Here is a 26,372-nt window from a genome sequence, read left to right on the forward strand (position 1 = left end):
GGGCGAGTCTAAGTCTCGCAGGCAACCCCGTCATTGTTACTGTCCAACTTCGGACGGTAGCCGGGCTGGCCCTCGTAAATCGGCGCTGAGCCAGCAGCTTTGGCCGCGTCACAATTCGGGTAGTACACAGATGATGGTGCGTCCACAACAGCCGGCGGCGTGTATGCGGGCGGGGGTGGAGGGGTGTACTCCGTCGTGGGAGGGGGGCTGTAAGCGGGTGTCGTGGTGCGGGCGATAGGCGGATCCTGAGTTTGGGCCACCTGCGAGGTGGTAGTTGATGGGACTGCCCCACATTCAGTTAAAACTCTCGTGATCGCGTCTTTCTCGGGCTGGGTAACCCAGAGGCCGTAGATAGCCTTCACCGTCACCTGCTGTCCCACATACGTGCAGCGGTACGACTTGTTGGGCGGCAACCAGGTCGCTGCATCGCCATCGCCCTTCTGCTGGTTTGTAGGCCCGTCGGTCGCCTGCAGGTTGCGTGGATCGTTCGCGAGGTCCGCACGCTTTTCGGGAGTCAGTAGCTGAGCTCCGGTTTGCCACGCGTTCGACAGTGCGACAACATGATCGATCTGCACTTGCGCTGAGGTGTCTTGTCCGCGCACAAAACGAATAGACGTCTTCGTATATGGGTCGTTCAGAGTGCCGGCTTCCACGGCGCACCCATTCGACCCGGGCTTGATCGTGATGTCGACCAGATCACGTCGCAGGATGTCATTGCGGGTGTCGCAGCCGTTATGGCCGCCCTCGACGTTCACGTCGTCGGTCCATGCCTCACCGAACATCGCCCGGTTGTAGCCGGTCTTCGGCGCGCGGCCCTTGACCACCAGCGTGTTGAGCTTCGTCAGGGCGGCATTCGCCGCGACGACGGTATTCACTGAGGCGAGAGGGGCGGGCGCTTTGGCAGCTGACTCCGAAATCGCGGTCGTTGTCATCGAGGCAGTCGATGAAGTCGTGGCGGCGGCGTTCGTGGAGCCATCGTCCTGGGCCCCGGCCACGGCGAATAGCGCGACCACAGCCACCAGCAGCGCCGCGCTGCCGGCGATCCAAGGCCATCGCGTTTTCTGCGGTGGCTGCGGGTAGGGAGAGCCGGTTGAAGGTCGATCCCAACTCGATGGCATCTGGAACGGGTTGGACATCGGGTGGCCTTTCGACGTGAAAACCGTTTGCTAGCAGCATGGTTCCCCCGCAGGACCAAAATCTCACATAGTTATAGCACTGCGGATCAATCGGCCCTAAATTTCCCGTGACCGTCGCATGAGCCCGCTAATGTCATGCAAAGCGATGGGACGTCGGTCTCACTTCCACGTCCATCGCCGACAATGCACCTATACGAGCGGAGGACAAGAAAATGTCGGTCAGCCTGGGCAAAGGCGGAAACGTCTCCCTAAGCAAGCAAGCTCCGAACCTGACCGCGGTCAGCGTCGGACTTGGCTGGGACGTTAGAGAAACGTCCGGTATCGACTTCGACCTCGACGCGAGCGCCATTGCGGTCGACTCAAAACGCAAAGTTCTCAACGACTCGTTCTTCGTGTTCTACAACAACCTGCGTTCGCCCGATGGCGCGATCGAGCACACCGGTGACAACCGGACCGGTGAAGGCGACGGCGATGATGAATTGATCAACATCGACCTGCGTGCCCTGACCCCTGAGGTGCGGTCGATTTTGTTTCCGGTGACCATCTACGACGCCGATGAACTGGGACAGAACTTCGGCCAGGTGCTCAACGCGTTCATCCGGGTGATTGACCGGGCAGACGGTCGTGAACTGGCCCGATTCGATCTCAGTGAGGATGCCTCGACCGAGACTGCCATGGTGTTCGGCGAGATTTACCGCCGCGAGGACGAGTGGAAGTTCCGGGCCATCGGGCAGGGCTATGAGTCGGGCCTGGCCGGGATCGCTCGCGACTTCGGCGTGAACGTCGGCTAATCGTATGAATCGATACCGCGGCGCACCATGACGGGTATCCGTGGAGAGTGGTTAAATGCGTTGCAGGGCTTGAGAGTATGTGTCATCTGTTCGTAGGACAGGCTCGAATTCTTCGAACCTGAGGGTGTAGGAAGGCCGTGCTCGCACGCTACTTCTTTCGGATCGGCGTCCCGTATGCCAATTCTGAGAGATAATCAGACAGTTTTCAATGGTTAATCTTCTCCTTCTCACGGAGGGTTAGCGTCCGAACGAGCACGCGAAAGAGGCATCTGTGGCCGCACCATTCGACCCTTTCGGATCAGGCGGCAGGCCTGGTCCGAGTTCCGGCCCTGAAGCCTCTCGTCAAGCACCGCAAACACCGTTCGGTCAAGGCTCGTCGCGTCCCGGAACAATAGAGATCGCCGGGCCGCCCGCCGGTCTACTGCTGGCTGCGGGTGCGGTCGCGCTGGTGGGTTTGGTGGTGGGAATCATCGGGCGATCCGGGTGGCTGTCGATTGTGGGTTGGACGCTGTCCGGTCCGATCGCCATCGGCATCCTGGCGGCGTTCACACTCACCGACACCAAGCGCCGCTCCGCTCCGGTCTACACCAGCCCTGGCTGGACCAAGTTGGCGTACGGGGTGGTCATCGCCATATCGATCATCGGAATCGTCGTCGGCGCCTTAGGCTTCGCTTTTTTGGTAGGACGTCTGTGAGCGGGATCGTGGGTCGGCTTGCGCGTGTACTGGGCCTTTTCTTCTGCATCGCGGCGCTGACGGTGGCTCTGGCCCCTACCGCCAGCGCCGACGACGGCGACGGCGCCAACCGGTTCGGCGCCTGTCTCGCTGCCCAGCGATCGGGTCAGATTCTGCTGATGATCGATGAGTCGGCGAGCCTGCAGACCTCCGATCCCGACGCCGCTCGGGTGACGGCAGCCAAGTATCTGACTGAGCAGCTGGCGCGGTTCGCCGCTGAATCCGGTGTTCAGGTCGAGGTCGCGGTATCCGGGTTCTCTGACCAGTACCGCAACGAGCTCGGCTGGACGACTCTCGATGAGTCGTCGCTGTCGACCGTGGAGACAAGCCTCGACGGCTTCCGCACCCGCAACGGTGGCTTGGACACCGACTACTGGCTCGCGTTGGACGGCGCACGGTCACAGTTCTCCGAGGCGTCCGGTGAAACCGGTGGCCAAGAGTGCCGCGCGGTCGCGTGGTTCTCCGACGGCAAGCTCGACTTCAGCCCGCGAGGTGGGGTGGACAAGCCGTATGCGCCGGGGATCGACTTCAGCAACCAAGCAGGTGTGGACCAGGCCGTTGCTGCGGCTACAGAAAGTATCTGCCGATCCGGCGGGCTGGCTGATCAGCTCCGATCGTCGGGAATCGTGACCTTCGGCATCGGCCTCGCCCCCGAAGGGTCATCGGCGGCGGACTTCAACCTGATGAAATCGATCGCCACCGGTGTCCCGTCGCCCAACACCTGCGGTGATCTGACCGCACCCATTCCGGGTGACTTCTATTTGGCGCAGGATATCGACGACTTGCTGTTCGCGTTCGACGCGTTCAGCACACCCGGTCAGGCGCCGCTGGAATCAGAAGCAATCGTGTGTTCGCGCGAGGTGTGTGAAGAGGGCAAACACCGGTTTGTCCTTGACCGCTCGGTTGGCAACGTCAACGTTCTTGCCACCGCTGATGGCACCAATCTCGTACCCACCCTCGTCTCTCCGAACGGAAGCCTGCTGCCACTGGACAACCGAAGCGGCGGTACCGGCGACCTGGGCGGGGTAGCAATCGATTACAACTGGCCATCGCCGAAGACGGTGTCGTTCGAGATGAGCAACGTGCAGGCGCCGCAGTGGCAAGGCGTGTGGGCACTGGCGTTCGTCGACCCGAACGGCGCATCCGGCGCTCGTAGCAAGTCGAACATTCACATCTCGGGCAATCTGTTCCCCGCTTGGGATCGCGACCCCAACACGCGGCTCCACAGCGATGATGTCGATGTCCCCGTGACGTTCACCATCGTCGATAGCCAGAACGCCCCGATCGACCCAGAGGACCTGCTCGGAAAGGCCACTTTCTCGGCAACGCTTGTCGACAAGGACGGCAAGAGTTACCCGATCGTCTCCGGCGTCCCCAAGGACTCGATTGGCGACCCGGTAACAATGGATCTCGCCGGAGTGCCGCCGGGCGGCGCAATCATCCGACTGTCGCTGGCCGTCACCACCGCCGACGCCACGGCGACCAACGGAAGACGCGTGCCGGGAACGGCTCTGACTCAGCGGTCTGTGGACATCCCGCTCACCATCGATCCGCCGGTGGGCTTCCCGTCCCTTGGCTCAAAGATCGATTTTGGAACCGTCGAGGGATCGGGCAGCTTCGACACATCTCTGACTGTGACCGGCCCCGGCTGCGTGTGGCTTCCGCAAGAGCCGGCCGCTGATGTCGCAGCTGCTCCCGATGGTGTCGACGGACTGTCTGTCACCTCGTCGGCTACCTCTGCGGAGAACTGTGTTCGGCTGACGGAAGGGCAAGAGGCAAAGCTGCCGCTGACCCTCGATGTTCCCGATGAGGCCAACGGTGTCGTCAACGGATCCGTCCAGGTGATGGTCTCGCCACCGGACGAGGCCGATCGCGCCGTAGCCGTGCAAGTTCCGTTTACGGCTGACCTGCAGAAGCCGCTGAACACCGGCAACTTCCTGATCGCTCTCATTGTGGCGCTGATTCTGGGACCAGGTGTACCGCTGCTGCTGCTTTATCTGGCGAAGTGGTTCACGGCCCGAATACCTGCCAGAGCGCTTCGTGCGCAGCAGATCGCGATCACTGTCAACGGTGGGTCCGTCTTACGGGACGGTCAGCCGTTCGCGATCAGAGACCGCGACCTGGTCGAGCTGGTTCGAGGTCTGGACACACCTGCTCGCCGACTCGATCTGGGCGGCATCGAGCTGCGCACCCGAACCGGTTTGTCGCCGCTCGGCGCCGGATTCGTGGTCGCGAAGGCTGCAGGACGTTCGGGTGCGGGCAGCAAGTCTCCCGCGATGCACGGCAAGACGCCAGATGCCCGGCTGCCCCTCGCCATCCACAACAGCTGGTTCGTCGTGCACGATCCTGCTGGACCGGCGGACAGGGCGACCGTTGTCCTGCTCGCGGGCGGCGATGCCGGTCCGCAACAGGTGACTTCTCTTGTCGAGGACATGATGCGTCACCTTCCGCGGACCCTGGAGGAGCTGCGGTCGCGGGCGAGCGTGGACACACCCGCAGGCGCAGGTGGTCAGCCACAGGTGCAACCGCAGTCGTTCAACCCATTCGGTGGCTCGGGGCCGGCGTCCGGTCCGCAGCAGGCCGGCGACCCGTTCGGCTCATCGAACCGGCCTCCGTCAGGTGATCCCTTCGGCGGACAGCCGCGATCGGGACCGCCGCAACCGCCGCCGCCGAGATCCGGACCGCCACCGGGGAACACCCCCAGACCCCCGGACGAGCCATTCGATCCATTCAGTCGCTGAAGCCGACAACAACGTTATGAAGGGCTAGAAGAGTATGAGGAGATTTCTGGTTGTCGGCTGCGGTGGCTCAGGAGGCGCAACGCTGGCGTACATGATGGACCAGCTGCGTTCTGATCTGGCTGCTTTCGGCGTCACACAGATCCCGGCCGGTTGGCAGTTCGTGCACCTCGATGTTCCGACCGCACCGTCGCCCGGACCTGATGGGCTCGGAAACGTACGCGATCAGGGTGGTGCCTACGTCGGCACAGGACCGCAGAGCGACAGCTACAAGGTGCTGGACAACGCCATCTCACAGCGCCTGGCGTCGGGAGGGTCCTTGGACAGTCTCGCCACGTGGGCACCGCGCGAGCCGAGTTCGGTGCACACCCCGCTGAGTACCGGGGCCGGCCAGTACCGCGCGTTGGGCCGCATGATCACGCTGAGCCGGGTCGCCAAGGTGCGAGAAGAGCTGCAGCACAGCTGGGATCGGCTCTTCCGGGTCGAGACCGAGAGTGAGATGCGCCGACTCGACATTCCGGGTTCCGGAAAATTTGACGCCGGCGAGAGCCCCGTGGTGCTGGTGGTGTCGTCAATGGCAGGCGGCGCCGGCGCCTCGATGGCCCTCGACATCTGCCGCATCCTGACACTGATCCCGGGTGTCGACCCCCGGCTCATGGGTGTCTTCATGGTGGCACCGGACATCTTCGACAGCCTCGACTCGTCGGCGATCACCGGCGTGCGCGCAAACGCTCTGGCGATGCTCGGCGAGATCGTGGCCAGCCAGACCGGGGCCGCCCGCGACCACGACGTCTCCATCCTTCGCGCCCTCGGGCAGCAAAACGGTGAAGGCGAATTGATTCCGTTCGCCCGTGTTTTCCCAGTCGGCCGCTATGTGGGCGCTGAGCGCACGCTGTTCGGCGACGGATCGCCCGAAGCTGTGTACCGCGGACTCGGCAGAGGACTGTCGGCGCTCATGATGAGCAAATCGGCAACTCAGCAATTCGTCGAATGGGACCTGTCGAACGGCGGCGGAACCGCCGGCACGCGCGAGTTCATCGGGTGGGGCAACGGCCAGTGGGACAACCTGCCCTGGGGTTCGTTCGGATTCGCGAGCCTCAGCATGGGACGAGACCGTTACGCCGAATACTCGGCGCAACGACTCGCCCGCAGCAGTGCCGAGCGTCTCCTGCGCGGGCACCTACAGCCAGGCAATCCGGCGTCCGACGATGAGCAAGCGGCCTCGATCTTGGACAGCCAGTGGCCGAACATCTGTGCAGAACTCCAGCTACCGGCCACGGCCGGTGAAGCCGTTGTCGGGCAGTGGGTGACCCAGACTGTGCTGCCTCGCCAGGACGTGATGGGGATGTCGGCGCAGGTCGTCAACACCAACTTGCGCGGATACATCGACGAGCGCGACGGAATGAATGCCGGGCACTGGGTGTCGAGTGTGCACCACGCGCTCTCCGATCGCCGGCAAGCGCTCCTGGACGGCAGCAACGAGCAGGCGTACTCCTGGAGTTATCGCTGGCACGTCACCTTTGCGCAACGACTCGAGGTCGTGACCACGAGAGCCATTGCGCAACTCGGTCTTCCGTACGCGACGGCGCTGGTCAAGCGGGTCTCGCAATACATGCAGAACGTGGTGCTCCCCAGCACCCAGGACCTCGCGAAGTACGGTCCGTCAGACGTGACTGACCTGCCTGACGAGGTCACCAGCACCCTCAACGGATTGCGCGGAAATCTCACCAGCACCTCCGAAATCCTCGCGCGCGTGCTCGAGGGCAGTCAGCGGACCATCGAACGCCAGATCTACGCGTCCCTGTCGAACATTGTCAGCACCGCGGCAGGCGCCATGGTGAGCGAGGTCTTCGAACCGTTGATCGACGCGCTGAACGAGTCGCACACCCTGCTGCGCACCGCAGCGGGTGAACCGATCCGCGACGTCGGGTTGGCACGTCTGCAGACCGACGAGTACGCGGCATGGCCGTCCGACTCCGACGCATGGGTCTCAGATCGCTTCTCCGAAGCCAACAACGAAGTGATGCTGACCAGTTCTGCTGACTTTAAGCAGCGCTACGAGGTCGACCTGCCACAGGCGGTCGGGGCGTCAAATGCCGGCGTGCGGCAGTTCGGCGAAGCCGTCGCCCGAGCGACCACCCACGCGATCACCGGTTACTGGGTGACCAACGACGGAAGCCATTCGCCGGCCGAAGACCAGCCGGTGGTAGAGCGCACCGCCGAATGGAAGTCGCGAGCGTTTGTGACCGACCCGGCGAGCGGTGAATCCCGCATCTCCGCACCTGCACGCTTCGATGTGCACGTCAGGCCGGCGGAACTACTCGCACGGTCTCGCAAGTTCATCGCGAGGACGGGCGAGTCGTTTGATCGCTTCTGCCGGGTGTCGTTGCGCGAGTACCTGACCGGCGTCGGTGAGCCTGAGTCTGAACTGGCCCGCCGCCACCACGATATCGTCGCCAAGTTTGGCGAGGCGATCAACCTGGCGCGTCCGCTGGCCAGCGTCAACGAGCAGGCCATGCAGGCGATCCACAACACCCAGCAGATGAGCTACCGGTTCAAGTTCTCCGCTGTTCCGTTCAAAGGCCTCCGCGTGGCCGATGAGCTGGCATCTGCGTTGAACGAGTACTCGCGCATCGACAACAAGACGAAAGACGTTCTGGCTCGCGCACTCACGGACGAGTCGAAGATCAAACGCGTAGATATCTTCGGGTCGTACCCGAACTATTCGCCGTTGGCCTTCAATTCGGTTCTCGAACCGGCAGCGCGGCAGTGGCTGGGTGCATCTCCGTCTCAGCGCCAGGCTTTCTGGCGGATGCGGCGGTCGCGGCCCCTGGCGGCGTCGCTGCCGATGCACCCGAACGAACGCCGCGCAATGGTCGCGGGCTGGACCCTCGGCCGGGCGATCGGACAGATCTCCGTGCCGCCGGAACCCTACGTCGAGGCAGCGCGTGTCTGGGATGGTGAGACCAGCACGTGGCGTGATTTCCCCAATCCACTGCTGACCCCACCCTCGCAGTTCACAGCTGCATATGACTGGATGCCTGCGGTTCTCGAGTCGATACTGCTCGCGATGGCGCAATCTCACGAGCCGCCGGTGATGTCGTCGATGCTGCCGTACCGCGCACTCCGCCGGATCTACGACGCCTCGCCCGAGGACGAGGTGTCCGGCGTGCACGGGCTGACGGCCCGCACGCATCTGACGCGGTGGCTCCGAAGCGGCGACACCGGAACAGGTTTGGCGTCGGCCGTCGAGGACTCGGGACCCGGCGTGTCGATCGACGAACGTGCAGAGAAGCTGCGCGCTTACCTGCAGAACAGCCGCGACTTCGCCGGCACGCATTATCTGCCGCCGGGCGCTCGGCCGGAAGTAGGCCTGCCACCCGCTGACGGCGGTGGTGTGTTCTCGGTCATCACGGTTCGCGAACAAGCATCGAGTACGCCGATCTTCCGCGACCTGGCATCGGACGTCTACTGGGCCACCACCCAGGTCATCGACATGATCGATGGGTGCGCCGACCAAGCAAAGCGACCGGAGTCGGTGGCGCCTGGGCAACCGATTGCTCCGACGGGAGCGGCGAAGTCGTTTGAAGTTCCCAAGGGAGGGACGATCTGACATGGCTGCAGTAACTGTTTTCATCGCGCCACACGGCACTGCCGACGGAGTGCTCAGCGCACTCACCGATCTGTCGGCGGCAGCGCTGGTCGATCCCTTTGTCTGGGTGGCAGAGTCGGCGACCACCGATGCCGCCCTGACCGTCCACGAGGGACGCGCCTATGACACCACCGTGCAGCAGGTGCTCTCGACTCAGCGCATCGACCTCCTGAGGATCTGTGTCCTGGTGCCGCTCGTCGGCGGCCCGGTCGCCGCGTCGTCGGGTCAAGAACGACGCATCTCTGATCTACTCGCGTCGACGTCCGGTGGTGCGCGGATCGTTCGGGTCCGTTGTCTGATCGCGCGACCCGGAACGGTTGCTGCACAGTCACCGGAGGTACTGGATGGCTGGCACAACATCCTCATCGCGCCCGAAGATGCGCAGGGGCCGGGAATGGGTCACATCCAACTCGACCCATCCACGGATCCCGTGGAAATCGGGCGCCACAGTGCGCCGGCCGTCGCGTCGCTTCTTGGGTTGTGGGCGGGACTTGACCACCGGCCGCTCGACAGCTCCCCGGTGCTACCTGGGCAGGTGATCAGACTCGCGCGCTCGTTCTACCGCAAGCTCGACACGTCCGCCGCCGAGGATTCGCTGCGTGCACAGGTGCTGGCTCAGAACGGATCGTTGCCCCTGCCGAGCGATCAGCGTTCGACAGTCGTCTACATCCAAGATGTGGCGCTTGCGGCGCGGACGATGTCGGATAGCTTGTGGCACAAGTTCTCCTCGGTGCTCCATGGTCCGCGGATGCCTTACGAGGCGGAGGGGTCGTCCGAGATCGGTGTGTGGGCGGCCATCAAGATGTTCTTCTCCTTCATGGGGGCAGCGCTCCGAAATGCCCCATCGGCTTGGTACAACCAGCTCGTCGACGGCGTATCGACCGGGATCGCGTCGACCGTGCACAAGACGATCTTCGGCGCTGCGCCGTCGGCGTATGACGTGGTGGCCCGCGGCCGGACACCGGAAGGTGGCCTGGCCGATTGGACCGAGATCGGCTCAGCGTCCGGACAGTTGAGTAGCGTGCTGGCCGACCCGTCTGAAGGGCGAACCCACCACAATGCCTCGGCTGACCTGTCGAACCTGTGGCAGGACTATGCTCGCGCTGCTCTGACGCTCGCCGACGGTGGCGCTCGTTCAGCGGATCTCACGCCGGTCCAGGTCGGAGCTAACCGGGGCATCATCAGCAGGTCTGCTGACGTTGTTCCGGGGCCGGCGCAGCGCTTCACTCGGCTCTCCGGAATCGTGGGGGCAACCATCGGTGTCGACGGCGTCGACGCGACCGATGCACTGGGAATCATGCAGTTGCGCCAGATGCTTTCTGAGCAAGAACAGAACGCGAACTTTGGTCTGGAAGCACGGCGCGCAGCCTCGGACCTCGACAACTGGCGCCGCGAAACCTCGGGCAGCTTTGGCGTTCAGGTCGGCCGCCGGCTCGCGGACAGTTTCGTCTCTACGTTCGGCGAGGTGCAGAATCTCCTGCAACGGCTCCGAGACGCGCAGGCACCGCCACCTCAGCCCACGAACAAGCACGGAAAACTTGCACGCGTCATTCAGTTTGCTGCGCTGCTGTTCGTTCTGGTGGCAGCGTTGCTCGTCTGGCTGGTCGTACGCGGTTCGGTTGACTGGTGGCTGGCGGCAGCGATCTTCGTGGTCATCCTGGTAGTGGCGGTCGTGGTTGGCGCGACCTCTTTCATCCGAAGTCAAAGAGATCTCTTCCAGCAGTTGAAGAGGCGCAAATCTGTTGTCTCTCAGCAGGAAGTCGATCGGCAGAATCTGCGTACCGGTCTCCGCGATCTGGAGCGGCTGTCGCAGGCGTACAGCCAGTACCTGTCGTGGAGCCGGGCATTGGGGACCTTCCTGGCGCAACCGCTCGGTCCCGATACGGCGACCAGCAAGGCCGACCCCAGGGTTGCGTGGGGTCTCCCGATGTCGGTGGCGGTCGGCTCTGCGCGGCCGGTGGCCGAGCAGGTTTCGACCACCGCCGAATACGTGCGCCAGGACCTTTTTGGGCTCGGGTGGTTGACTGAATCATGGGAGGGACTCGTCGACAACGCTGCGCCTGCCGCAGGACGCGCCGAAAGCGATGTTGATGCCGAGGTCAGTCGATTGTGGACGGCGCCCGGCCACGGGTCGGGGTCACCCTTGGATCGCTGGTCGTCGGCACTGTTCAACGGAACCATTACATCGACCGGCGCCGACCTCGTCTGGAATCGAGCGCGCACCAACCTCATGGGGCCGAAAGCCGAATTGGTGCAGCGACTGGTCGGGACCGTCGATATCCCGGCCGTGGGGACCGACCGATCAGTCAACATCGCGGATTTCCTGTGTCAGATCGACCGGCAAACTGCCCCGACGGGGAACTTCGATCGTAAGATCCTGACCGACTTGGCGGCGACATCTGGCGCCGCCGAGGTCAAAGATGATATCAGGACGACTGCCCGCAATGGGATCGGAATCGTCTGCGCTGCAACGCAGCTGTCGGGTGCGTTGTCGCTCGACAACCTCACGTTGGATGCGCGCCCTCGTGCGGACTTCGGATGGAACGAACAAGTACCCGAGATGCCATCGGAACATCGTGCGCAGGTCGAACCCCGGACCGAAAATCAGCGGTTTGCACCGCCAACGATGGGTGACGGGCTCGGATTCTGATGGCGAACACGAAGCAAGAGAAGCGCGAAGCCGCGCTGTTCGAGTGGGTGACAGCGGCCAGCGCCGCCGGGCACGACGTGCCCTCGTCCGACGAGCTGACGACAATTGCAGCGAGTCCGGAGATCGTGAGCGCGGCCACCGAAGGGCCGGTCCTCGCCTGGAAAGCAACGATTGAGTACATCCTGCATCAGGTCAAGTTCGGGCTGGATCCATTTGCGGTCGTTCAGAATTTGCCTCAGGAACTGCTCACCCCCACGGAGATTGCCGCCCCGGCGCGGCACAGTCGAGAGCGTGGGGGCGTGACCAGCAGGTTGGCTGGCTCACTTCGACGGCCGTCGCGGACACCAGCAGAGGTACCTGCAGACGATCCAACACCTGAGTCATCGCAACCGGACTCGGTTGGCGCTCTGATGGAGTGGCGTTCTCGTAGGATTGCCGACGGTGTCGAAGCGGCAGGTGCCATCAAAGATGCCACGCTGAGGACGTTGGTGCAGCGAAAGTTCATCTCTAAGGAGCAGATTCGCAAGCAGCTACCGGGTGCGGATTCGCAGATGGCAGCTGAGATCGCGGATGTACTGGCTACGTTCTTCCCATCGGAGACATCGCCGGCGAGCCCGGCATCGGATGATGAGGCGACTCCGAAGGCCGCGCCGACTTCTCCAGCGGCCGAAGCCCGTGAGCATCCTGCTTCCGCACCATTGGCGCCCGCCGCCGCAAACGAGCAGGATGAGTCGGCCCCTGACCCGTTATTGGGGCTCACCCACGCAGACTTCTGCGAGTACGAGTACGGCGAGAATCCGGTTGAGCCGGGCGCGGTAACCATCACGCGCGGTCCCGGTGGCCATCGTTTGACGTGGGAGCCGTATCTCACCTCGCCGGACGACACGGTCATCTATCGCGTGGTTGCGAATGAGGACGTCTTTCCGCACAAGCCGGAGGCTGGAGAGTTGCTGCTCGCGACCACCAGCGTCGAGTTCGAAGATCCCAGGTTCTTGACCTCTGCGGTTCGGACGTACCAAGTGTGGTGCCATGTCGGTGTCGATGAACGAGCAGCCCGCTACCAGCAACCGGTCTTGGTTGCCGCCGGCGAGGTGGTGAGTCCCGTCGAGGATTTCAAACTCAGCGAGGACGAAGGCCGGGTCATCGCGCAGTGGAATGTCTTCCCCGGTACGCGTTCGGTGCGGGTGTACCGCGTCCCGCTGAGCGGGGGGTCCCGAGGAATCAACGACCCACGCCACGAGATCTTGACCAGCGAGCCCAACCTGACAGGATTCGTCGACGCCGACGTGTCGCGCGGTGAGACGTACTTGTACCGAGCGATGGCGGAAGTGACGGTCGGTAGCACTGTCCGGCTCGCGAACTCAGTGCAGAAAGAGATTCAAGTATCGGTGGTCCTCAAACCGGTGCTCGATGTGCAGATCACGATGAGCACAGAACGCGCCGGCGAATTCGAACTGCGCTGGTCCACCCCGCCGACGGGACGGGTGTCGATCTACCGGAGCAACACCGCGCCGCCCGCCGATCTCGAGGGGTCGGAAATGCCCGTGGATGCGCTGTCCCTGCAAGGTCTCGATGAGACCGCTCAACTGAAACATCCGGTGGTGGCGGCCGACGCCACGTCTTCTCGGATGGCGGGCGTGCCGTGGCCCAGCGGTTGGGACCGAACGTATTTCACTCCGGTGACGATCTTCGGAAACAAGGCCAAGATCGGCGCGGTCAAGGTCCAGACGCGCCCGGTCGCGGCGGTCACCGACGCGCGGATCATCGAACGCTTCAATGCGCAGATCGTGTCCTTCGGGTGGCCGGCTGCAGCAGCGAGCGTGCTGGCCTGGGTCGCACCCCGGTCGCTACCCGCAGAGCAAGCGATCGCAGGGCGTCCCGACGAGGAGATTCACCTACGCCAGCACCGGCGCGACGGTGGCCTCACGTTCGCCCGGGAGTTGCCTGCTGGCTGCATGGTCTACCTCGTGCCGGTTGCGTATTCGGGCGGCGAGCAGATACGCGGGGAACATGTAGGTATCTCCTATCCTGGCCTCACGCGTGTGTACTACTCGCTGCGGACGGTGCACGAAGACGCAGAGGGCCGCGTCGTTGCTGTTAACCTGGCAACCGACGTCGACGTGGACACGCCACCACCATTTGTCTTGGTGCACAACGCCGAACGCTTTCCGCTCGGTCCTCACGACGGGCAGACCGTCAAACTGATTGCACCGCATACGCAGCAGCTCGCGTGGCAGATCGTTGTGGACCGACTCGTCAGAGACCAGTCAGACACCGGTTGGCGTGCTCGTCTGCCCTTGCAGCCAGGGTTTATTCGACTCTTCGCCGACACACGCGCGGTCGCAACTCCTTTGGACGATGCGAACACCTTCCCGGTGCGCAGAATCGCGTTGGCCGATCCACCACTGGACTCGCTGAGGCTTGATCCACCCATTGGCCCCCCGTTGTGACGGCCGATGTGTTCGGAGATGAAGAGCCGATCGTCGTACGTGCGGCCGGGCGATACGGCCAGCTGATCTACACCTCATTCGACGACGGTTCCGGATCCGGCGGTGGCTGGCAGGTCAAGGATCAGATCGGCGATCTGACCAGATCCGAGGCGGAAGAACTGACTGCGCGGATCGTGAGCAAGTTCGACATCGATCCGCCTCTCCCGCAATACCCCACACCTGTAGACATCGAAGGTCGGCCCGCGCGGCTTGCTTACGACGCTATCTATCCGGCAGTGGGTGCTTATTGGCACACCGTGGACGCCGGCACGGACGGTTCGGGTAGACCTGGAAATGTGTTCGCGCACGTCGTGTTCGATGATGCGTTCTCTGCTCAGCCGGCACTACGCCCGATTGAGCTGTGGGATTCGCCGGACTGGCTGCGCCCCTACGGACCTCAGAACGTCCGCGCGGCAAGGTTGCCAGGTAATCATCTGCTGCGGCCGGGTGGTGTGATCACGGTCAACAGCACGCTGCGCTTTCTGTTGGATCCGGACGTGTACCGCCTCGGTCTGTACCAGGTGCTACTGGATGCCGTGTACGACGCGATGACAGGGGGTCGCTCAGTTGTTCTCCTGACCGACCCCGCTGACGCGGCACAATGGATCGGTGCGGTCAGCTACTTCATGTCCCCGGGAACGGCTCGACGATTCTCCTGGAGCACCTACGACAAACCCGATCTGGCGTTGGCCGATGCCAAGAGGGGAGTACACCTGATCTGCGTCCCGCGCGAGTATGCCGAACTGCCCGCTGCGGACTGGATTGTGATCGACGCAGAAGAAGATCCTCAGCTCGGTGCGCTCGGCGGTGCGGGTCATGCACTGGCCAAGTCGGTGTTCCCGGTGGCGGTATCGCCGTGGTCGTTGCTGGCGCAGGCCGCCCTCGTCGATGCGCGCACCGCGAGTCGGGTGATCGAGCTGCAGGACGACATCGCTCGCGAGGTCGGTGACCGTGAGCTGTCGCCGGTGTGGCCGCTGGCCATCGCGGCCCGCACTTTGGAGCTCGGGGATATCGAACTCGAGTCGGCGCAAGCAGCCACAGACGATCATCCCGCGCACCTCGGGAGCTCCGAGCGCCTTCTCGAGATCGTCGACGATCTCTACGCCGCCGATACGCCCCAGACTCCCGATGACGCGTTGCGTCGGCTGACACGAATCCGGTATTCGGGAGGCAGTCAGTCACGTTCCGCAGAGCGACTGGTGATCTGTGCCCTGCGCGACAGTGCGTGGATTGCGGCACCTGACATCCGGTTTGACCTGGTGCCGCATTGGCACAACGTTGAGATCGATCGTCTCCAGGGTGCAGTCGAATCCTGGATGCAGGAGATACGGCGTACGGCATCGGCGCCAACGCATTCTGATTCGGAGCATCTTGTCCTAACCGTGCTGCGTGCAGGTGAACTTCTCATGCGACTGGCGCGCCGTGGACCCGAACTGGACGAGGTGTTGTTGCGTCTGGCGGACATAATCGAAATAGCGAAGATCGACTTCCTGCGGGACCGACCGCGTGTCCACGCGTTCATCTCTACTGTTCAGAACATATCGAAGGAGACACTGGCCGCTGTCCTGCTACCGGTTCTCGCGTCCGAGATCCGCGCACCGGAAGGCCTGGATCTTACTGTCTGGCTGTGGATTTTTGGTGATCAGATCAATCTTGATGTCCAAGGAGCAGCGGAAGCGCCGGCTTTCGGGGTTCCGAATCAAGGTCTTCTGCCGCTGTACATCACGGCACTGCTGGAGAGCCCCGAGGTTACCGACATACCCCGAGCGCGCAGGTCCGACCTCGCTCATCTCGGTGTGACCGCGGTTCACGCCCTCCAAGCGTCTTCCAACGAAGAACCCGTTGTCGAGGTCGAACGACTGATGCGGCACTACACCATGAACGTTGAGCAGTTGGACCGCCTCATCGCTCAATCGCGCGTCCGGATCACACCGTCAACTGCCTTCCAGCATGTCTTCTACTCGCCACCATCGGCGGCGCTCAACCGAGTGCTGGATTACGTCTGTCACTATCCGCTGCGCGAACCCGTGCCGATGGATGAGCTGTCGGCGTTGGTTGTCGCCGGCGCACGTGTTCGAACTGCATCGACGTGGACTGACTTCGAAAAACATTGGGCACTAACACTCATGGATTCCGAGGTGAAACGCCTGGTCGAAGAACTCGAACCCGAAGTGTATGGCCACCTCGACGAAAATTTGTGTGTTCCGCTCGGTGCCCTGTTTGTCGCCGCGCAGTCCCGATCGCGCCCCTGGGCAAGCGGGGAGACAGTCGCGAAGCAGCAGTTGGCGCTGCGTTTACAACCGCTCCAGCCACAGCTGGTCCAATGGCTGGAACGCCTGATCGCTCGCGAGGTCATCGATATCGCCTGGGTAGCCGGCGAGTCGATGCGCTCGCGTATGGGGTCTGACCTTGCCCCGACAGCGTTGTTTGCACGGCCAGATGAGAGTGCCGGTGGTTCGTGGATGGATAGCGTGATCGCCGGTCGGCTGGAGAACAGCGACTATCGCGGACCGACCAGCGTTGAGGCTTTGCGAGACGCTCTCTGGATCTCCGTCAAAGACCTGACGGCACCGGCCGCTGAGCGCTTCTTTCTCGAATACCGTTCCGCCGGAAAAGAATGGCTCCGGGAGCGTGGGTTGCTGACCCGCGATACCCAACGTTCTCGATTCTCTTTGACCCACCGAGAGGACAACACCTGATGGTGACTTTTGTACTTGATGGAACGAGCTCAGCTCAGTTACCGCGCCGGCCGCTGGCCGTGACCATGTCGGTGGCGGGTGCGACCGGAGGTGCTGAGCTGGTCGCTCGGCGTGATGGTTCGATCGACCAGTCGGTGGTCGTGCACAGCCCGGGCATGCTGATCGTTCCGCGGGTGGACCATGATGTCGTGATCTCGGCGGTGCCGTCGCGGTCGCAACCGACCTTCGCGCAGGGGACCGTTCTGCACGTCACCGTCGGTCTGGACAGCTCGCGCGAGATTGACCCCGACCGAGCACAGCTGACTCCACGGGACGTCTCCGGACTGAGCGCTATCGAATTGGCAACCATCAGTCCTGCAGGTGCCGAGCAGATTTCGGTGACGACGCGACTGATCCGTCCGGAGTTGCCACTGAGTCCTCTCGCGACGCGCGCCAGAGCGGCGGCGCGCAGAGCACTCGGGGTGGACCAACTTCCCTCGGATCGACAGTTAGAAGTTGTCGTTCTCGTTGACTCGAGCCTGTCGATGGGCCCGCTGATCGCCGACGGCAGCGTGGGTGCGTCGGTTGACATCGCCAAGGGAATAGCAGCGGTGTTGTCGGCAGGTGCTCCCGTGCGCGCTGTACTGGCCGGCCACACGGTCAACGAGGTAAACGTCGACAGCGACGATACGACATCCGCATTTCAGGCGGTGATAGCCGCCACGGGGCTCGGTGTCGGCGTCACATTGGCCGAACCTGTGGTTTCGCAAGATGGCGCCCAGCTGACGATCGCTGTCACCGACGCGCCCGCTCAGGTCGCCTCGAGAGGGTTGAGTACCCAATTGGTCCTCTCGCCATCGAGAGCAGCCTTGGCTGACCCCAACTTCGTCGGAGCCGTTTCGCCTCCGCCCCGGGAGAGGGAGACCGCGGTTGATCGTCTGCTGGCTGAGCCTGAATTAGTGGACGACATGGTCAGGCGACTGCTGGCTGTGCTCCAAGTGAGGAAGACGTTGTGAGTAAATGCCCTCGTTGCTTCAACCCGCTCGTGTCAGATTGGTTCGCTTGGACGGAAGTGAAACCGACAAAGCTCGAAAACGACGAACGCGCAACCGCATTCAGTGGACGGCAAGTTCGGATGGGGAAGACTTGCGAACTGCGGCGACCGCAGGATGCCCCGCGCAGCTGGGTACCTGAGGCGCAATGGCCGGAGTCCCAACTAGGCGGGCCCGCGGCAGAAATCTGCCCCATCTGCCACTATGAACTGCCGTACATGTGGCGCTGGGGAACGACGACATGCCTGGTGATGGCCGGGGCGAGAGCGACAGGAAAGACCGTCTACATCGCTGTTCTTATTAAGCAGCTGCAAAAGCACGCCGAACGGTTGAACACAATCGTCGAGCCCGCGAACAAGAAGACCGCCGAAATGTACGAGAACTACTACGAGCGGCCGCTATTTGAAGAACGCGGAATTCTGGGCTCGACGCCGTCGGCGTCCACTGAGGGCAGTCACCAGCACGAGCCCCTGATTTTCACGATCGGTACGTGGAACGGCGTCAAGCACTATCTCGTCATCCGGGACGTAGCAGGCGAGGACCTCGAGAATGCCAACGTCGAAGGCCTCGCGTGGCAGTTCTTCGCCGCCTCCGATGCTGTTCTCTTTATGTTTGACCCGCTCAAGGTCGACGAGATTCGACATCAATTGCAAGACTTGGTACCGATGCAGACCAACCGTGGCGGCGACCCGCGAACTGTTCTGCGAACAGTCATGGATTTACTCGGCCACGGAAATCCCAAACTTGCAGTAATTCTCTCGAAGTTCGATGCGCTGCAAGCGTTGCAGAATGTGAAGGGTAGCGACTGGGGCAGCATCATGACCAACGCTGGCGCGGCCTTCTCGCGCGATCCGAGCCTTCGGCCAGTTCCGTACGACGATGCCGACGGTCAACTGTTGGACGCCGAAGTGAGTAGTCTTCTCCAGAAGCTCGACGCCGGACCGATGTTGAAGAATCTTGAGAATCCGAGGACCGGACAGCGCTACACGAACAGGTTCTTCGCCGTATCCGCGTTGGGTGAATCACCCGTCGGTGCAAGACTTCACGCCAACGGCATTACGCCGTTTCGATGCATGGATCCGGTTCGGTGGGTGTTGGCTGAGCAGGGCGTGTTGTGAGTTACGCCCTGCCCCCGAAGGTCAAGCCGAAGGTTGGTACCCGGTGGGCTAACGAGCTACGCCCATTCCTGTCAGATGGGGAAGAGATTTGGGCTTTTCTTCGCGTGACCCGCCTGAAGCCGATGACTGAGGGTGTTGCAGTTACGAACCGGCGATTGCTTGGATTCTGGGGACTCGGACACGGGGGTAAACACGTGCTCCTCGAGGCCGCAGCGGACGAGATTTTGCGTGTCGAATACCCCGAGAAATTCGGCAGGCGCAAGTTGATGGTGACCACCACAACGAAGGAAATTAACTTCGGTGACGTTCGTAATGACGAGTTTGAGTTCGTGCAGTATTACGTCAGTTACCTTATCGAGGCAAGTGGAAAGGGCACCCAGCGAGGCCCACAAGAATCGCCGCGTCCAGAAGTGGCGGCACCAATAATCGCTGTTCCTTCTCGCTCGGACAAGAATGAACGCGAGGCATTCCCTGTATACGGCCGTGCGTTAGACAGCTTCTGGTCCAGGCCTATTCAGACATACTCAGCGATTGGTGAACTCCCTTGGTTCGTTGTCAACAACGCACCGGTGGGTCTGCTGGCTGCCTTCGAGGACCGCCTGTTGGTTGTGGGTTTGGTTCAGGGTAGGTATGGCTCTTCTGTGGAGACTTCTGCTGCTGCTTTCGCGTATGCGGACATCGCCAAGATCGAGTACCCCGGCGGCTTCGTTGACGGAGTACTCGAGGTGCGGACCGTGAGCGACCTCGGAAGCGCCAGACCGTCAATTTCGTTGCGGCTCCCGCGTTCCGTGTACGAGGAGGTAGCGCCCAAAATAGAAGCCGTACGAGCAGTCGTGGCCAGCTTGCAACCCATGCCAGTACCGGTCGCGCAGTCGCCGCTCCGTCCGCAGGGTGACACGATCGGCGACCAGGAGCGCAAGCTCATCCGTGATAATTCGGGACCGAATGAAGAGCCTTGGATGATTATTCACGGAGGCGATGGCGCGGGGGTTTTAGCGGCTTTCGATGACCGACTGCTCGTATCAACCAAAGTTGAATCGAAGAAGGGAGGAGTCAGGACAAATACTGCCTTTTCCTTCACCAACATCAAGAAGATTGAGTACACCGAGGGCCAGTCGAACGACGTGTTGGAGGTCGTCACCTGGAAGCGACGCGATGCCAACGATCAATCCAATCGACTTGAACTGCCAGTAGGCCTACGCAAGAAAGTTTTACCGAACGTTCAGGAGTTACGTCGCAGGGTCTTCCCCGTGGACGGGCCTCCTGTCTCCATGTGGAAGCCGCCACTCCCGCCGCGGGTCGTCGCCGAGCCTCCATCCGGTAGCGGGCTGGTGGCAGAGCTGCAGAAACTGGCGGATCTCCACGCTCAAGGGCTGATCGACGACGACGAGTTCAAAGAAGCCAAACGCGCGGTCATCGCCGGGCGTGCGAAGTAGGGCCGACGTCGAATGTGAGCTGATCCCTTCCCGCTACCGGACTGTCACCAGGTTTCGCCTGGCACTGAGCACTTTCCGGTGTATTTGGTGAGGCCTATCCCGTGGTTGGACTTCTTGCTCCGCCCGATGGGTCCATTCCGGGGTTCTTGTACCCAGTTGCCGGCTGTGTCGAGGCCAGGCATGTTTTCGCTGCCTGGTTCGCTGTACCGCGTCTCGCCGTCGACGGTCAGCACGCCGTCTTGGACATCAATGTGAGCGATGGTGGCCCAATACGAGTCCCTGCTGTTGCCGACGTACACCAGAATCTCGTCGGCATCAGGGCCTGGGAGTCCATCGACCGATGCTCGTCCGTAGCGAATTGCGACCCGCGGTTTCCCGAACTCGTCGATGGCTCCGGTGCCGTTGTCGACGCTCTGGTAGACGTTGACCAGGAGGTCGCCGTTTTCGTTTGGCTTCACCCAGACCTGTTCTGTTGCTGGCTTGTTGCCGTTGCCTGGGCCCTTGCTGTCGCCGGAATGCTGGATGTAAGGCCAGATGTCGAGACTCCCGCGGTGTCGCGATTCGCCGCTGATGACTACGTACTTGTTCGTCTCCTCATTTCGGCAGAAGAAGTAAACATCCAGGTCGCCGTATCCGTACCGCCTGACCTCACCCTGGGGTCCGTACACAGCGTCGCGCCCATCCCATTCCAAGCCGACGGTCAGAACCCAGCTCGGATCGCCTTGGCTCTTTCGGAGGTCAATCCTGGCGGTCTTGTCGTAGGAGTTCTTGTCCAGCGACACTCTCACTTTGGAGAAGTTGATCGGCGACGCGGAGGGCGCCGGACCTATATGAGCCGGGGCCGGCGCCACGGCGACAGCTGCGGGTTGAGGACCTGGTTCGTCGACGACGATCCCGTGTTCTGTCGCAAAAGCGGCGAGCCCTTGGCTATAGCCCTGCCCGATCGCATCGAGACGCCAACCGCTCCCGCGTCGATACAGACCTACGACTTGGAGCACCGTCTCGACCGATAGTCCATCGGGCACGAAGGTGAATGTTTGTGCTTGACCGCGGATCTCGACCGACAGAGAGCCAGCAACACGGCCGAACTGCGAGTTCTGTGCCTCAGTGCTGCCGGTGATAACCACGCGGTGGACGTCGGCGGGCACCAACGACAAGTCGACACTGATCGACTCGTCTGAAACTAGCGCGACACCGTGCGCTCGCGGGTTGTTGAAGAAGATGAAGTCGTTGTCGGATCGTACTTTTCCCGATTGATCCAGCAGAACTGCCGCAACGTCAACGACACCGCGAACGCCGGCACCACCCAGCGTGATGGTGTACCTGCTGCCCGACAGATCCGACTTCGATCCTTTGGTGACCACGGTCAAGAGCGCACCTCACTTGTCGATTTTCACAGGGTTACTGTCATGGTTGGGGCACTCCGACGTCGTCGCGCGACGAACTAGAGATGTATCCCTGCTCGCAGCCGAACAGCCGAGGGTACGTATCGTCATCTAGCAAGGGCTAGGTTCGCCAATTTTGACGACGGAGAGAATCGCGTCACCTTCAGTGATTGGGGTACCCGGTTCGGGTGTCTGGCTGACGACTATCCAATTGCTGTCGTCTAGCTGCATGCGGTCTTCTCCGGTGGCGTCCTCGCTACGCGAGAAGAAAACGCCGTTGTCTTGAATGAGATTTTGAGCAGCCTGCAAGTTCATGCACACCACGGCGGGCATGATCCCACCTGCAGAATCGGCCGAAGTGGTAGTGGGCGCGACCGGTGCCGGTGTCGACGTACGGGTTGGGAGCGCGCTGGTGGTGGGTTCGACTGTCACTGTGCTCGGCGGAGCAGTCACCGTCGGCACCGACGACGTCGCCGCAGTCGAGTCATTGTCCTTTTCCTCCGAGCCTCCGGCGATGCCAGCGATCACGAGCAGTACGACGATGGCGCCGATACCACCGAATATCCACGGCTTTTTCGACTTTTTGGGAGGCTGGGCCTGCGTCCAAGCTGGCTGACCGTCATTTTGATTGGACCACGAAGGCGGACCCGAATTGGGCCCGTTGAAAGGCGGCGGGGGTGGGGGAGGAGGCGTCGACATGGTGTTGGCCTTTCGTTAGTTGATCGGGCAGTGAAGAGCTCGCCGCGGCAGTAAAGCCGCTGCGTCGAAACGTGTCTGACAAGATCCGACGCGTGGTTTCACTAGTAGGGGTATGACGCCCACGGGCGACTAGGCGCGCAGGAGATCTACAGCGCAGCGGTGTATTACAAACCTTTCGCAGAAGTTGCGAGTGCCATCATTACCAGCACGTTTCACCGAACGTTCAGGACCCGTCAGCTAGTTATAGCAAGAAGATGCGACGGTGTTACTGACGATTGAAAAGGAACATCCCGGCCAGGCTGCGCCATGGGAAATGCCGGTGGTGGGGTACTTATCGCAGGACTTCTGTTAGTTTGGCAAACATTGTAGATTCCGTAGCGACCGCGAGTCGCGGTTACGACGCCGATCATGGAGGGACCGCAGCGGGTTCAAATTTGCAGCGTTCTCGTAGGACGAAGCGACAGGTCCAGAACCTCAAACATGCGTTGCGGGGCCAGGTGCAGCGGATCATTCTTATCAGACGCCAGCGTCAGCTTTAGGATCCGAGATTCGAATGGATCTCGGTACAGCCGCCGAACCTGAGCGGAGCCAAGCGCGAGCGGTGGTGTTCTAGGGTCTGAATGTGTGACGAGCACACTAGCAGGTGTGAATTCGCGTCATTGGGCGGCGTATTAGGTCTCGTCGACAGAGTCCAGCTGGCGGATGGCTACTCAGTGCACGGGTCCGTCTGAAGGCTTCACTTGCTGGCACAGACCTAACTCACCCCGTCTAGCCAGCCCGACAGGACCACGAACCGTAGGGCGACACGCAGGCTCTTTGTGGTTGCTGCCCACGCCTTCTCTTCGTGTTCACACGCGGCCGCTTCCTCTTCGTCCTGGCGCTCGAGTGCGTCGTAAATCGAACTCCGCCAGGAGAATCGCTGCTCCTCGCACACCTTGATGTACCGAAGGATGGCCCCGCGGTCGAAGTCACAGACTGCCGCGATCTCACGGGTTGTCAGCGGACCGACATCGTCGTCATCGAGCTGGAGCAGGCACATGAGTCCTGCTGGGAGACCTTCGTCAGTGTCCTCAACTGGCGGGTGGGCCTCGGCCACAACGGCAGCCACATCGCCGGCGCCCTCAGTCAAGAAGTCGAACCACTTCGTCAGCGTTGACTGCAGAACTGCGTCGGTGAAGACGGTCGCATCCATCCGAGTCGACACCCGGACGTAGGAGTCGACGAGGACGAACTTGATGTCCGGCCAATTGCGAGAGTAGTCCATGATCGCTTCACTGGCGGCAGCCGAGTCATCCACATCGACAGCAAGATTCGTGAACATCTCGATGACGGGATCGTTCACGTCGACGCACAGCCACGACGTCTCGTGGTTGACGGTGAAGGTGATGTCGCCGTCGTCATCCTTGCGCGGCGCGCACCCGGTCATGCGTTTGAGCGCAGCATCGACGAGATCCTGAAGTTGCGACTGGCCGGCGGGCTGAAATCCCGTGTGCTGAATGGGTTCAGCAGGCTGCTCCTCGGCCGTCAGGAGGAAGCTCGGGTGCAGCACCTGCCACAGTTCCTGCATCACACCGGCGGCGGCCACGACCACGTGCTCGGCCTCGTCCCGGCAGCGCTCGACTATACACTCATCCTCGGAAATCGAATCCCACTCGAGCTCCATGAGCAACGAGAGTTCGTCGTCGGACAGCTCGCGTCCCTGGCCGAGGATCGTGGGGCTGAGGTGGCACCGCAATTCGTCGTCGGCGGTGATGGTGAAAATCGCGGCCGGGCCGGCGCCGTCGACCTCGCTGTTCGGGGCGGTCACTCGCACCGATCCGTCGGCATGCGGGCCGGTCAGGCAGGTTGTCAGCTCGTCACGAAACGCGGCCCATCCATCGGAAACGGAAGCGTCGAAGTCGAAGATATTGGACATGGTCACCCGCTCTCTCTTGTCCTGTCAAAGGAAGGGTAACGAGGGGGTCTGACATTTTCGGGGTACTCAAAGTTGCTCGATCATGCGTTCGAAATCACATTGGTGTTTTTCTATATCCGTGTGGCACAACCGAATTCGTTGTCGTAGGCCACCGCTACCTTTCGGTCCGTTGCAGACAGTCAACTTCCCGGCTGTCGATCAGGGAGAGATCGGATCAGTGATGGACACAATGGATGATGCGGTAGCCAGGGCCACAGTGCCGGCGTTGACCGCGCGTGAGATCGAGGTTCTGCGGACCTGGTTGATGTGCGACACCAAAGAGGCCGCGGGGCGTTTGTTGTACGTCTCGGCTGCGACGGTAAACACCCACATTTCGCGGATCCGCGGCAAGTACGAGGCCGTCGGACGACCCGCTGGCACCAAGGCCTCGCTCCTCGCGCGGGCGCTGCAAGACGGGCTGATCGATGTCGATGCACTCTGACTTCTGGGCCGATCAGTTGGCTGTTCTGGCCTGCTGGCCGAGGGACAACGGATCAGCCATGTCGAGAGCCAACGAGCTGCCGCCGGCCCCTTGGTGGACGGATGATCTCAACCCGTCCGTCGATGTGCCGCGAAACGTCGCGTTCGTTCATCGTGTTTGCGCCCGGACACGATCGCGATGCTCTCTGGTTGTCTCGGGCGGCCTCGAACTCACGTCACTCAGTGCGCAGCCGCATCCTTCTTCTTCCGCTTCGGAACCACATGCATGATCGCCACAATGATCGCACCAACAATCAGACCGATCACCGCAGAAGCAGCGGTACCAAGCACCCACGACAGCACGCCACCAAACCAACCGTGGATAAGTTCTTCACCCCAGTGTTCGAGGTGGTGGAGTTGATCTGTCGGCCAATGGAAGCCGGCCTCGCCGATGTTGATCAGCAGGATGTGTCCGCCGACCCACAGCATCGCGGCGATACCCACGACAGTGAGGATGCTCATCAGCTTGGGCATCGCTGAGACGAGCCCACGACCGACCTTCTGGCTCACCGTGGAGTTGCGCTTGGCCAGGGCCAGGCCGAGGTCGTCCATCTTCACGATCAGGGCCACCACGCCGTAGACGAGCGCGGTGATGAGGAACGCAACGGCGATCAGCACCATCAGGCGGGTGACAAACGGCTCGTCCTCCACCGACGCCAGCGAGATGATCATGATCTCCGCCGACAGGATCAGGTCGGTGCGGATGGCGCCGCTGACCATCGTCTTCTCGAAATCGGGACCACGCTCGCTGGGCTCCACCACCTCTTCGTGGTGCCCGGCAAACGCCTCGTAGACCTTCTCGGCCCCCTCGTAGCAGAGGAACGCGCCGCCGACGATCAGCAGATACGGCAGCGCCCCCGGCAGGAACTGGCTGAGGATCATCGCCACCGGCAGAATGATCAGCAGCTTGTTGCGGATCGACCCCAGCGCGATCTTGCGGATGATCGGCAGCTCGCGGTCGGGGGTGAACCCGTGCACGTAGCGGGGAGTCACCGCGGTGTCGTCCACCACCACGCCCGTCGCCTTCACGCTCGCCTTGCCGGCAGCGGCAGCGACGTCGTCGAGGGTCGCCGCGGCAGCCTTCGTGATCGCAGCGACGTCATCGAGTAGAGCTACGAGACCACCAGCCATTGCAGACGCCTCCTCAGGTCAACGGTGTAGTTCAGAACAATACGTCGTGGCTGCACATTGTCCGGTCTGAAGATGCGGCGACCTGGCCGCAACCCGTCAGAACCGTGCCTTCAACCCACACAACTTACGAGTCCGTTCACACGCGACGTCATCGTCCCGATGCCACATGCTGCTGTACCCCGACTCACCGAAGCCAAACGGTCCGCGCTTGATCTGCAAATACCGGCGCAACCGTCACCCACCCGTTCTG

The 26,372-nt window shown here is 62.1% G+C and carries 16 protein-coding genes; 11 read left to right on the forward strand and 5 right to left on the reverse strand.

The window, feature by feature from the left end; all coding sequences use genetic code 11:
- Positions 1-8: 8 nt before the first annotated feature.
- Positions 9-1,136 (reverse strand): GmrSD restriction endonuclease domain-containing protein, encoded by a 1,128-nt coding sequence (locus WIMU1_RS06385; protein ID WP_245969105.1) that lies wholly within the window; start codon positions 1,134-1,136, stop codon positions 9-11.
- A 212-nt stretch (positions 1,137-1,348) separates the two neighbouring features.
- On the opposite strand from WIMU1_RS06385, the gene WIMU1_RS06390 reads away from it, so the two are divergent.
- From WIMU1_RS06390 to WIMU1_RS06435, 10 genes are all read left to right on the forward strand, one after another.
- Entirely contained in the window at positions 1,349-1,927 is a 579-nt protein-coding gene (locus WIMU1_RS06390) for a TerD family protein (RefSeq protein WP_062795557.1), read from the forward strand.
- Positions 1,928-2,198: 271 nt separating this feature from the next.
- The gene (locus WIMU1_RS06395) at positions 2,199-2,621 is read left to right on the forward strand and encodes a hypothetical protein (protein WP_062795558.1); all 423 of its coding nucleotides are present in this window, start codon (positions 2,199-2,201) and stop codon (positions 2,619-2,621) included.
- Positions 2,618-5,401, forward strand: coding sequence for a vWA domain-containing protein (locus WIMU1_RS06400; protein WP_245969103.1), 2,784 nt, complete (start codon positions 2,618-2,620; stop codon positions 5,399-5,401). The genes WIMU1_RS06395 and WIMU1_RS06400 overlap by 4 nt, the downstream gene beginning before the upstream one ends.
- A gap of 34 nt (positions 5,402-5,435) precedes the next feature.
- Positions 5,436-9,011 carry a tubulin-like doman-containing protein gene (locus tag WIMU1_RS06405; RefSeq protein WP_062795559.1) on the forward strand — a complete coding sequence of 1,192 codons (3,576 nt, stop codon included), beginning with the start codon at positions 5,436-5,438 and terminating at the stop codon, positions 9,009-9,011.
- 1 nt (position 9,012) lies between these two features.
- The gene (locus WIMU1_RS06410) at positions 9,013-11,700 is read left to right on the forward strand and encodes a hypothetical protein (protein ID WP_062795560.1); all 2,688 of its coding nucleotides are present in this window, start codon (positions 9,013-9,015) and stop codon (positions 11,698-11,700) included.
- The gene (locus WIMU1_RS06415) at positions 11,700-14,150 is read left to right on the forward strand and encodes a SaeA-related protein (RefSeq protein ID WP_062795561.1); all 2,451 of its coding nucleotides are present in this window, start codon (positions 11,700-11,702) and stop codon (positions 14,148-14,150) included. The genes WIMU1_RS06410 and WIMU1_RS06415 overlap by 1 nt, the downstream gene beginning before the upstream one ends.
- The gene (locus tag WIMU1_RS06420; RefSeq protein WP_062795562.1) at positions 14,147-16,888 is read left to right on the forward strand and encodes a GAP1-N2 domain-containing protein; all 2,742 of its coding nucleotides are present in this window, start codon (positions 14,147-14,149) and stop codon (positions 16,886-16,888) included. Before WIMU1_RS06415 ends, WIMU1_RS06420 begins: the two co-directional genes overlap by 4 nt.
- A complete protein-coding gene (locus WIMU1_RS06425; protein WP_120802802.1) occupies positions 16,888-17,883 on the forward strand; it encodes a hypothetical protein in 996 nt (331 codons plus the stop codon). The genes WIMU1_RS06420 and WIMU1_RS06425 overlap by 1 nt, the downstream gene beginning before the upstream one ends.
- Positions 17,880-19,037, forward strand: a complete 1,158-nt coding sequence (locus WIMU1_RS06430; protein ID WP_062795564.1) for a hypothetical protein — start codon at positions 17,880-17,882, stop codon at positions 19,035-19,037. Before WIMU1_RS06425 ends, WIMU1_RS06430 begins: the two co-directional genes overlap by 4 nt.
- Positions 19,038-19,159: 122 nt before the next feature.
- Complete coding sequence (locus WIMU1_RS06435) at positions 19,160-20,473, forward strand: SHOCT domain-containing protein (protein WP_157366789.1); 1,314 nt, start codon at positions 19,160-19,162, stop codon at positions 20,471-20,473.
- A gap of 44 nt (positions 20,474-20,517) precedes the next feature.
- Here WIMU1_RS06435 and WIMU1_RS06440 read toward each other — a convergent pair whose 3' ends face one another.
- From WIMU1_RS06440 to WIMU1_RS06450, 3 genes are all read right to left on the reverse strand, one after another.
- Entirely contained in the window at positions 20,518-21,837 is a 1,320-nt protein-coding gene (locus tag WIMU1_RS06440) for a TerD family protein (RefSeq protein ID WP_245969281.1), read from the reverse strand.
- Positions 21,838-21,969: 132 nt separating this feature from the next.
- Positions 21,970-22,191 (reverse strand): PASTA domain-containing protein, encoded by a 222-nt coding sequence (locus tag WIMU1_RS26635; protein ID WP_245969102.1) that lies wholly within the window; start codon positions 22,189-22,191, stop codon positions 21,970-21,972.
- Positions 22,192-23,311: 1,120 nt separating this feature from the next.
- Positions 23,312-24,472, reverse strand: coding sequence for a T3SS (YopN, CesT) and YbjN peptide-binding chaperone 1 (locus WIMU1_RS06450; RefSeq protein ID WP_371850285.1), 1,161 nt, complete (start codon positions 24,470-24,472; stop codon positions 23,312-23,314).
- Positions 24,473-24,692: 220 nt separating this feature from the next.
- Here WIMU1_RS06450 and WIMU1_RS06455 point away from each other — a divergent pair, with 220 nt between their 5' ends.
- Positions 24,693-24,953 carry a LuxR C-terminal-related transcriptional regulator gene (locus WIMU1_RS06455; protein WP_062795568.1) on the forward strand — a complete coding sequence of 87 codons (261 nt, stop codon included), beginning with the start codon at positions 24,693-24,695 and terminating at the stop codon, positions 24,951-24,953.
- A gap of 218 nt (positions 24,954-25,171) precedes the next feature.
- Here the strand turns inward: WIMU1_RS06455 and WIMU1_RS06460 are convergent, their stop codons facing one another.
- A complete protein-coding gene (locus WIMU1_RS06460) occupies positions 25,172-26,122 on the reverse strand; it encodes a DUF808 domain-containing protein (RefSeq protein ID WP_062795569.1) in 951 nt (316 codons plus the stop codon).
- Positions 26,123-26,372: the final 250 nt, after the last annotated feature.

The sequence above is a fragment of the Williamsia muralis NBRC 105860 genome (assembly GCF_001598915.1).
GTDB lineage: Bacteria > Actinomycetota > Actinomycetes > Mycobacteriales > Mycobacteriaceae > Williamsia > Williamsia muralis.